Source organism: Terriglobia bacterium, assembly GCA_020073205.1.
Classification (GTDB): domain Bacteria; phylum Acidobacteriota; class Polarisedimenticolia; order Polarisedimenticolales; family JAIQFR01; genus JAIQFR01.
Map to the genome: position 1 here is coordinate 1 of JAIQFR010000134.1, position 9,946 is coordinate 9,946.

10 protein-coding genes are annotated in these 9,946 nt (G+C 72.0%); all 10 read right to left on the reverse strand.

The annotated features are described in order from the left end of the window. Positions 1–135 precede the first annotated feature (135 nt). The gene (locus tag LAO51_18470) at positions 136–798 is read right to left on the reverse strand and encodes an acyl-CoA dehydrogenase family protein (protein MBZ5640727.1); all 663 of its coding nucleotides are present in this window, start codon (positions 796–798) and stop codon (positions 136–138) included. Positions 799–935: 137 nt separating this feature from the next. Next, a complete protein-coding gene (locus LAO51_18475) occupies positions 936–1,979 on the reverse strand; it encodes a low specificity L-threonine aldolase (GenBank protein ID MBZ5640728.1) in 1,044 nt (347 codons plus the stop codon). 28 nt (positions 1,980–2,007) lie between these two features. Beyond that, positions 2,008–3,159, reverse strand: a complete 1,152-nt coding sequence (hemW, locus tag LAO51_18480) for a radical SAM family heme chaperone HemW (protein MBZ5640729.1) — start codon at positions 3,157–3,159, stop codon at positions 2,008–2,010. After that, on the reverse strand, positions 3,156–3,923 hold the full coding sequence (locus LAO51_18485) for a tetratricopeptide repeat protein (protein ID MBZ5640730.1): 768 nt from the start codon (positions 3,921–3,923) through the stop codon (positions 3,156–3,158). Before LAO51_18485 ends, hemW begins: the two co-directional genes overlap by 4 nt. Beyond that, complete coding sequence (locus LAO51_18490; GenBank protein ID MBZ5640731.1) at positions 3,920–5,752, reverse strand: BatD family protein; 1,833 nt, start codon at positions 5,750–5,752, stop codon at positions 3,920–3,922. Before LAO51_18490 ends, LAO51_18485 begins: the two co-directional genes overlap by 4 nt. Further along, positions 5,749–6,492, reverse strand: coding sequence for a tetratricopeptide repeat protein (locus LAO51_18495; protein ID MBZ5640732.1), 744 nt, complete (start codon positions 6,490–6,492; stop codon positions 5,749–5,751). The genes LAO51_18490 and LAO51_18495 overlap by 4 nt, the downstream gene beginning before the upstream one ends. After that, positions 6,489–7,547, reverse strand: a complete 1,059-nt coding sequence (locus LAO51_18500) for a VWA domain-containing protein (protein MBZ5640733.1) — start codon at positions 7,545–7,547, stop codon at positions 6,489–6,491. The genes LAO51_18495 and LAO51_18500 overlap by 4 nt, the downstream gene beginning before the upstream one ends. Beyond that, positions 7,547–8,542 (reverse strand): VWA domain-containing protein, encoded by a 996-nt coding sequence (locus LAO51_18505; GenBank protein MBZ5640734.1) that lies wholly within the window; start codon positions 8,540–8,542, stop codon positions 7,547–7,549. Before LAO51_18505 ends, LAO51_18500 begins: the two co-directional genes overlap by 1 nt. Next, complete coding sequence (locus tag LAO51_18510; protein ID MBZ5640735.1) at positions 8,542–9,525, reverse strand: BatD family protein; 984 nt, start codon at positions 9,523–9,525, stop codon at positions 8,542–8,544. The genes LAO51_18505 and LAO51_18510 overlap by 1 nt, the downstream gene beginning before the upstream one ends. Before the next feature lies 1 nt (position 9,526). After that, positions 9,527–9,946: DUF58 domain-containing protein (locus LAO51_18515; GenBank protein ID MBZ5640736.1), on the reverse strand; the 420-nt coding region annotated here is incomplete at its 5' end.

The window sequence follows — 9,946 nt, forward strand, 5'->3', positions numbered from 1 at the left end:
GCCGCGACGGCCATCCCGAGGAGCGCCTTCTGTCGGCTCACCCGTTCTTGAGCCCCCGTCGGCGTACGGGTTCGCGCGGCAAAGAACCGCGCGAGCGCCTCGCGGATGTTGCCCGACTTCCAGTTCTCGACACCTTCACGACCCAGCCCCTCGAACGAACCCGTCGGGCCCGACGCGGCAGTCGTCCATGATCACCTCGGAGGTGTCCGAGGCGCGGAGGCCCATCTTGTCCTCCTTGCGGCCCGGCCGGAACCCCGGCGTCCCCTTCGGGATCACGAACGCCGAGATCCCCTGCTTGCCCTGCTCGGGATCGGACACCGCGAAGACCACCGTGACGTCCCCCACGGAGCCGTGGGTGGTGAAGGTCTTGGAGCCGTTCAGCACCCAGCCTTCGGGGACCGCTTTCGCGACGGACCGCGTCCCGGCCGCGTCGGAGCCGGCGGTGGGCTCGGTCAGGCTCCACGCGCCGATCCACTGGCCCGACAGGAGCGGACCGAGGAACCTCCGCTTCTGCTCGCCGGTGCCGTACTGGAAGATGTGGTTCGCGCAGAGCGAGTTGTGAGCCGCGACCGAGATCCCGACCGACCCGTCCACTCGCGACAGCTCCTCGACCGCGATCACGTACTCGGTGTACCCGAGAGCCGCGCCCCCGTACTCGTCCGGGAAGATGATCCCCATGAGACCGAGATCTCCGGCCTTCTTCAGGATCTCCCGCGGAAACTCCTGGGCCTCGTCGAGGTGGCGGACGTGGGGCGCGATCTCGGACTCCGCGAACTCGCGCACGGTCCGGCGGAGCATCTGCTGGTCGTCGGTGAATCCGAAATCCACGCTCTCCCCCTTTCGGTGAAGTCGGCCGATTGCGGTGATTATACGAAGACGACCGGCTCAGGTCGAGGCGGGCCGGAGAGCCGGCGTGCGTGGCGTCGGATCGCCATTCACCCCTTCTTTCCCACCTCCCGCAACGCCGACACCGCCCGCTCCAGCCCCCGATCGTCCACGTCGAGGTGGGTCACGAAGCGGACCCGGCCGGGTCCCATGCCGCCCGCCAGGACTCCCCGCTCCTTGAGCCCCGCGAGCACGCCTTCCGCCGTCGCGGGAGGAGACACTTCCGCGATGACGATGTTCGTTCGGACCGCCCCCGCGTCGATGCGGAACGACGGGAGATCCGCGAGAACCGAGGCCAGGCGCGCCGCTCGATGGTGGTCTTCCTCAAGCCGGCCGACGTGCCTCTCGAGCGCCACGAGGCCCGCCGCCGCGAGGATGCCGGCCTGTCGCATGGCGCCGCCCATGCGCTTCCGGACCACCCGGGCGTCCGCGACGAGGCCTCGGCTTCCGCACAGCAGCGACCCCACGGGTGCCCCCAGGCCCTTCGAGAGGCAGAACATCACCGTGTCGAATCCGCGGGCGAGTTCCGCCGCGGGAGCGCCCAGCGCCGCCGCCGCGTTGAAGATCCGCGCTCCGTCGAGGTGCGCGGCGAGACCGCGCGCGCGGGCGACGCCGAGGAGCGCCTCCTTGCGACCGCCGGGAAGGACCACGCCCCCGGCGTGGTTGTGCGTGTTCTCGAGGATCAGGAGGGACGCGCGCGCCATGTAGTACGGCCCGGGCGCGGCGGCCGCAGCGACCGCTTCGGGGTCCAGGAGGCCGCCCGCGCCCTGGAGGACTCGCGGCATCGCCCCCGACCAGGCGGCCATCGCGCCCAGCTCGTAGTTGTAGACGTGGCTCCCCGCCTCCACGATCACGTCCGTCCCGGGCCGGGTCAGGAGGTGGATCGCGATCTGGTTCCCCATGGTCCCGGTGGGCACGAAGAGCGCCGCCTCGTGTCCGACCCGCGCCGCCGCCTCGTCCTCGAGCCGGCGCATCGTCCTATCCTCGCCGTAGACGTCGTCTCCGACTTCCGCGGAGCCCATCGCGCGCCGCATCTCCGGCGTCGGCCGGGTCACGGTGTCGCTCCTGAGGTCCACGAACTCCGCGTCGCTCATGTCGTTCTCCGAACGCCCCCGCACGTCCTCAGATCAGCTCGGCGAACAGCTCGTTGCACCGCAGGCGCCCCCAAAGGGTCAGTCGCGCGCGGTGGCCGTCCCGCTCCAAGAGGCCCGCCGCCTCGGCGCGCTCCCAGGCCTCGCGGTGTCTCGCGTCGAGATCGATCCCGTAGCGCGCGCTCACCGCCCCGAGGTCGATCCCCTCGACGAGCCTGAGACCCATGATCAGCGCCTCCGCCGCCCTCCGCCCGGTATCGTACGCCTCCAAGGCCTCCACCGGGTCCCGGCCGGCGTCGAGCCGCTCGAGGTAGGCGCCGAGATCGCGCACGTTGGCCCGCCGCTCGCCGGCGACGTAGCCGTGCGCTCCCAGCCCGAATCCCGCGTACGGGGCGTCGGTCCAATACTTGAGATTGTGCCGGCTCTCGTGGCCCGCGCGCGCGAAGTTCGAGATCTCGTAGGCCGGAAGTCCCGCGGCCTCGAGAGCGTCGGCGCCCTCCTCGTAGGCTCGAGCGAGGGCGTCGTCGTCGGCGACCTGGGTGCTTCCGGCCCGGAGCGAGCGGGACAGCGGCGTGTCCTTGTCGGTCTCGAGCAGGTACATCGAGACATGGTCGGGGAGGAGCGCCGCCGCCGCGCGGACCGTTCGACCCCAGGACCGGAGATCCTCTCCCGGCAGTCCCGCGATGAGGTCGATTCCCACCGAGCGGAACCCCGCGGCCCGCGATCGCTCCACCGCTTCGACCGCGGTGCGGGCATCGTGGATCCGTCCCACCCCGGCGAGCACGCGGTCGTCCAGGGATTGGATCCCCACGACCACCCGGTTCACGCCGGCGTCGCGGTAGGTCTCGAGCCGGTCCGCCACGAGACTCTCGGGATTCCCCTCGAGGGTGACCTCCGCGTCCTCCGCCAGCTCGAAGCGATCCTTCACCGCGCCGAGCACCCGGCGGACCTCGGCGCCGCTCATCCTCGACGGGGTTCCCCCACCGAGGTACACGGTGTCGGCGGTGCGCGGGGCGGCGGGCTGGAAGCGCGCGACCTCCCGCTCGAGCGCGGCGAGGTAGGCCTCGATCCTGTCGTCCTCGCCGGCGAGCGCGGCGAAATCGCAGTACGCGCACCTGGCGGCGCAGAACGGGAAGTGCACGTACACTCCCGCCTGCGCGCCGGGGAGGTCGGCGCGCGTCACACCTTCCCCACCGCCTCCTCGGGCACCCAGCCGTTGAGGCCGTTCGGAAGGCTCACCTGGACCCAGTCCTGCCGCTCGGATCGGACCTCGATCGTGAGTCCTTCGTGGACCGTGAACAGGACCGCGTTGCTCTCACCCGGCCCCGCGCGGACCTCGGCCGACGGCTTCAGGACCACGGCCATCTGGACTCCCTCGAGGCGATCCCTTGTTGCGAGCCACGACGCGGCGGCCACGGCCAGCAGGAGCAGCAGCCCGGCCAGGACCCACCCTTGGGCGGCGTTCCATCCGCCGGGGCGCGACGATCGCCACGCGACGAGCCCCGCGACGAGCCAGACGAGAAGGACCACCGCCGCAGCCTGCCGGCCGGGTCCGACGGTGTCCTGAACCGTCCTCACCATCCGGATCGGTCCCGCGGTCTCCGGCGCCTCGACCCGGTCGTAGCATCGGGAGCGCGCGAATTCCAGGTTCGCCCGCACGTCCGGGTCCGTCGGGGCGAGCCGCCGCGCCCGCTCGAAGTGGAGGATCGCCTCGCCGAGCTGGCCGAGGCGGAACGCGGCACAGCCGACGTTGTATTCCACCCGAGCGTCCTTGATCCCGTACCGGAGGACCGTGCGGTAGGCCTCCGCCGCCTCGTCGTAGCGCCCCTTCTCGAACGCGGCATTCCCGCGGGAGAACGTCTCCTCGGGCGTCTCGCCACGCGCCGGCACCCGCGCGGACAGCGCGAGCGCCAGTACCAGCGCGGCGGCACGGATCGCCCGGTTCAAAGCTCGCCCTCCAGGAGGTCCACGATCTCCCGGGCCTCCTTCAGGATCTCCGTCTCGCGCGACGACGTGCCGGCGTCGGGCACGAATCGGGCGAAGTCGCAGGCCTCGAGGCAGCTCCGGAACCTGCGCCGCGCCGCGAGATCGATCCCCCTCGCCGCGAGCAGCTCGTCGGCCACGTCGTACGTGAGCCCCGCCGGTGACCGGTCGAAGCGGTCGGCGACGTACTCCACGAGGGCCCGGGCGACCGCCTCGTGAAACGCGGCCACGTCGGAGCCGCCGATCCCTCGCTCCGCGGCGTGAAAACGCTTCCGGGCCGCCGCTCGCGCTCGCCTCCCCCGAACGAGGCCGCGGTCCTGCGACAGCCGCGCCCTGTATCGCGCGACGCCGATCCACACGGGAGAGAGGAACAGCGGCAGCAGGACCAGCGCCATGAACGGCGCGCCCCGGTCGAGGCTCGAGCGCCCGATCGCGAGCCTCCCTCGGAGCGGCTTGATGAACGCGATGTCCCTTCGCTGGGCCTCGACCGCGCCACGCGCCACCGGCCCCTCCGCGGGGCGGTCGCTCCTCCGCACCGCGAGGAGCATCGGCTCGGCGCGAGCTTCCCGGTAGACCGCGGCCGTCGGGTCGAAGTACGGGAACCTCACCGCCGGAATCCGCACGTCCCCGGGAGCCAGCGGGACCAGCACCCATTCCCAGGTCCTCACCGATCGGAGCTTCCCTCCGGTCGTGGTGACGGAGTCGGTGACCTTGGGCTCGAAGACCTTGAGATCCGCCGGCGCATCGAGCCGCGGCGCCCCGGCGGCCTCGAGGGAGCCGTCCCCCTCGACCGTGACCTTGAGGGCCACCGCATCGTTCACCTGCGCGTCCGTGCGGTCGAGCGCCGCCCGGAGCTTGAAGGACCCCACCGCGCCGCCGAAATCGGCAGGCTTCCCCGCCTCGGGCAACGGGCGGACCCTGAGGCGGATCGGCTCGGTCTTCCGGACGAGCATGCCGGTGCCGCCGCCGGTGAAGAAATCCTCGAAGAGGTCGCCGGTCGTCCGCCGCACCTGCAGCTGCGCGCCGAAAGGATCGATCGTGACCTCACCGGGCGCGGTCGGGATCAGGATCCGCCGAAGCACGGGATAGGCGTTGTATCTCCCCCCCCCGATCTCCGTCTGGTACCGCTCGGTGTTGGCGTCCGTCGGGACCTCCTCCGCCCAGAAGTTCGAGAACGACGGAAATCCCATCCAGGAGAAGCTGCGGATGTCGACGCCCGCCGCGTAGAGGGTGACCGTGAGCGGGACCGGCTGGTGCACCCACACTTCCGGGGCGCCCATCTCCGCCTTGAGGAACACCGCGCCGGCGCCCGCGATTTCGCGGCCACCGTCCACCCTGCCGGGCCGGGTCCGTCGCTCCCTGCCGGGCGGTGCCCCGGCCACCCCGCGCTCCACCACGAGCCGGATCGCGTCGGTGCGGCGGACCTCGGAGCCGAGCACGACGTCGACGGGCGGGATCTCGGCGGGTCCGGGACCCTCGGGCAGCAGCGTGTATCGAAGCGTCACGCTCGAGGAGCGGCGGATCTGCATCCCCTGCATCTCGAAGGACGTGCTGGTCGACTTGTTCGGCCCGTTCAGCACGCGGAGATTGAGGAGCCGGGGCAAGTCGCGGATCGAGACGTCCGGAAGGTCGCTGCCCTCCACCGCGATCACGAGGGTGAGGGGCTCGGTGTCGACGGCCCGTCCCGTGGGCTCGACGAATGCCCGCACCTTGACGTCGCCCGCCGCCCGGGCGCCGAGCCCGGCGAGCACCGCGAGGAGTGCGAGCACCGACGACGAGACGCGCCGCCTCACCAGTCCTCCTCCGGTCCCTGCTCCTCCTGCCGCACGCGGCGCTCCGCCTGCTTCCTCAGGGCCGCCTTCTCCTGCTCCCCCAGCGAGTCGAGAAGGCTCCGCGCGTCCTCGGGGCTCATCCCGCCCGCCGGCTGGCGCTCCTTCTCGGACGGCTTGCGGTTCTCTCCCGGCTTCGGCTCCGGCGCCTGCTGTTTCTCGTCCTTCCGCTGGTCGTCGCCGGAAGACGGTTTCTGCTGCTGCTGCTGCTGCTTCGGGTCCTTGTTCTGCTCTTGCTTCGGGTCTTTCTTCTGCTGCGGGTTCTTCTTCTGCTGCTCCTTCTGCTCGGCGGCGCGAAGCGACAGCTCCAGGTTCCGCTTGGCGTCCCGATCGCTCGGGATGGCCTCCAGAGTCCGCCGGTACGCCTTCGCCGCGTCGTCGTACTTCTCCATTCGGTAGAGCGCGTTCCCCAGGTTGTACGCCACCGAGGGGGACAGGGTCGGCGGCGCCGACAGCAGGGCTCGCGAGAACTCCTCCGCCGCACCCTCGAAGTTCTGCTGCCGGTAGAGGACGTTCCCGATGTCGTAGTGAAGCTCCGGGGCCTCGGGGGCGGCGACCTGCGCCTCCGTGTAAGCGCGCAGGGCGTCGTCGTACGCCTTCTCCTCGTACTTCCGGTTCCCGTCCTCCGCCTTCCGGTGGGCCGCGCCCCCGATCGGGAGGGAGAGCGCGGCCAGCGCCACCGCCGCGACCACCGAGTGCATCATGTCCTTTCCTCCCGTGCCCTGCGCCACCACGCTCCCGCCACTCGCCGCCGGTCGGGCAACAGCGTTCCCGCCAGCAGCGCCGCGAAGGCGAGCGCCAGGGGGATCTGGAACCGCTCCTCGTACCGCGCCCGCATGAGCGTCCCGAACTCGCGGGCATCCATCGCGGAGATCGCCTTCGCGATCTCCTCGACCTCCGCTTCCGACGGGGTCGCGTCGAAGTAGCGGCCTCCGGTGGCGAGGGTGAGCTTCCCCAGCGTCTCGTCGCTCAGACGGCTCGTCACGAGCTTACCCTCCCGGTCCTTCTTGTACGAGGACGATCCTCCTCCCTCGCCGCCTTCGGGGACGGGAGCACCGCGCCTCGTTCCGCAGCCGACCGCGAACACGCGGACGCCGGACCGCTCGAGCGCCTTGGCGGCGTCCTCGATCCCCCCTTCGTGATCCTCGCCGTCGCTGAAGAGCACCAGCGCTCTTCCCCGAACCTCCTTGGAGGACGGAGGCCCCGCGCCGAACGCCCGCACCGCGACCTCCGCCGCCTTCGCGATCCCGGTCCCCCGGAACGAGACCGAGTTCACGTCCACCGCGTCGAGGAACAGCCGCACCGCGTCGCTGTCGAGGGTGAGGGGACAGGCGATCGTCGCCTTCCCCGCGAACGTCACGAGGCCGACCCGATTCCCCGCGAGCCGGCGTACGAGGGCATCCGCGGCGTGCTTCGCCTGGCGCAGCCGATCGGGCGGGGCATCCTGGGCCGCCATGCTGAGCGAGGTGTCGACGGCGACCACGACGTCCACCCCCTTCCGGGTGACCGGCTCGAGCCGCGTCCCCCATTGGGGCCGGGCCGCCGCGAGGATTCCCGCGGCCGCTCCCAGGAGCAGGAGGAGCACGCGGATCGCTCGCCGATGCGGGCTCACCTGGTCGAGGAACCTCGCGGCCTGAGGCACGCCACCCGCGAACCGCACCAGCGCCTTCCGGCGGAGCACGGCGAAAAACGCCGCGATCGCACCTCCCGCCGGGACCAGCAGGAGCAGCGCGAGGACCCACGGATCGGCGAACCGCATCAGGGGATCCTCCTGAGCCTGGTGGCGAGCAGCAGCGCCTCCCCGAGGAACATCAGGCCGGCGGGAAGGAGGGCGAGCGGGAACAGCTCGGTGTACAGCACCCTGACGCGGCTCTCGATCCGGGTCTTCTCGAGCGAGTCGATCCTCGCGAACACCTCCCGCAACGCCTGCGGATCCGCGGCGCGGAAGTAGGCGCCTCCGGTCGCCAGCGCGACCTTCTTGAGGAGCGGCTCGTCGAGGTCCTCCCGCAGCATCACGTATCGCTTGCCGAGCGGGCCGTCGTACGCCGGGTAAGGGGCCTCTCCCTCGGTCCCGACCCCCACCGTGTACACCCGCACGCCGAGGGCCTTCGCCGCGTCGGCCGCCGCCTCGGGGCCGACCTGGCCGCGGTTGTTCCGCCCGTCGGTGACCAGCACGATCACCTTGCTCCGCGCGGGGGAGGTCCTCAGCCGGTTGACCGCGGTCGCCACGCCGAGGCCGATGGCGGTCCCGTCCTCTTCCTGCGGCGTGAAGTCCACGTCGTCGAGAAAGCTCCGCAGCATCGCGTGGTCGAGGGTGAGGGGGCAGCGGGTCGTCGCGATCGCGGAGAACACCACGAGGCCGATCCGATCGGCCGGGCGCCCGTCGGCGAACTCCTCCACCGTCTTCTTGGCCACCGCCAGCCGGTTGAGCGGCCGGAAGTCCTCGCACCGCATCGACCCCGAGATGTCCAGGGCGACGACGATGTCCACTCCCTCCGTGTTCTCGGTCTCCAAGCGGGTCCCGGACTGCGGGCGGGCGAGGGCCAGGACCAGGAGGACCAGAACCCCCCCCCGGACCCAGGGAAGCGCGCGATCGACGCGCACCCAGGCGCTTCCGGCGATCGGCGTGAGCTCCGCCACGCCGGGAAGCCGAAGCCGCGCGACGCGACGCGTCTTGCCCCGCGCCATCCACCAGGCGGCCACGATCGCCACCGGCAGCAGAGCGAGGGCCCACGGAGCGGCGAACCTCGACATCAGGCCGCCCCCTCCTTTTCGGCCGCTTCCGGCTCCTCCGCGGGCCGTGTGGCGTCCACGATCCGGTAGGCCTCCTCCACCGAGGCACGGCACCGGCCGGGGTCCGCGACCTCGCGGGCGAACTTGACGCCGTCGGCCCGTCGCAGCAGCTCGCGGGCGGGCCGGATCGCGTCCTGCGGCGCCCCGGCCTCCTTCAGCAAGACGGGAATCTCGTCGGTGGTCTGCTCCATCAGCGGCACCCGGTAGCGCCCCCCGAGGTAGAGCTTGAGGATCCTCGACAGCTCGGTGAAGAACAGCGCGACCTCCCCCTCGTCGGCCAGCCGGCGCTCCAGGAGCCGCTTCAGCTCCGCGTACGCCCAGACGTGCGGAGGGAGCCGCCTGAAGGGATCCTCCGGCGCCGCCACCGCCCTTAGCCTCGGAGCGAGCCGGCGTTGGATCCACCACGCCGCGGCGGCGGCGGCGAGAAGTGCGGCGAGGAGGCTGAGCGCGACGTAGAGCGGCCGGTAGTACGCGGGGAGGGAGGCGGGCGGCTTGAGATCGGCGATGGGCGGCTTGTCCTGCGCCGCGGCGTCCTTCTTGTCGAGGACGCTCCTGATCTCCACCTTGGCCGGCTCGGTCTTGAGGACCGACGCGCCGCCGGGCCCCTCCACCCGCACCTCGAACGGCGGGATCTCGAGCGAGCCGGTCTTGTACGCGGCCAGGCGCGCCTTCAAGGTGTAGCGCTCGCTCCCCCCGGCCGCGACCGGCCCCTCCCAGGTGGGCTCGAAGACCTTGAACGAGCCGAGGTCGCCCTCGGCGGAGGGCCGCTCCACGCGGGTCCCCGCGGGGACGGTCACCTCGATCACCGCGTCGAGACGGTCCCCCACGGTCGCGACGACCGGCGAAACCCGGAGCACCGCGGTGCCCGACGGCTCGCCCGAGGCACCCGCGGCGACCCTCGCGAGCGGGAGCGCGAGGAGCGCGAGGACGATCCCGGCCCGCACGCTAGCCTCCCCCTCGCGCGACGCGCCGGGCGCGCTCGCGGAAGAAGCGCACCAGCGGGAGGTCGTAGGGCTCGCCGGTCGAGAGGTCCAGGAGCTCGACCCCGGCGCTCTTGAGCGCCGCCACGGTCGCCTGCCGGAGCGAGGCCGCGCGGGCGGCGTACGCGTGACGCACCCTCGCGCTGCCGGCGTCCACCAGCACGGCCGCCCCGGTCTCCGGATCCTCGGCCGCCACGAGCCCGACCTCCGGGAGAGCGGCCTCCCTCGGGTCGGACACCGAGATCGCGATCACGTCGTGCTTCTTCGCGAGCACCCGGAGCGTCCGCTCGTAGCCGCGATCCTGGAAGTCCGAGACCAGGAACAGCACGGCCCGCTTCGTCACCACGCGCCGCAGCACCTCCAGCGCGCGGCGGATGTCGGTTCC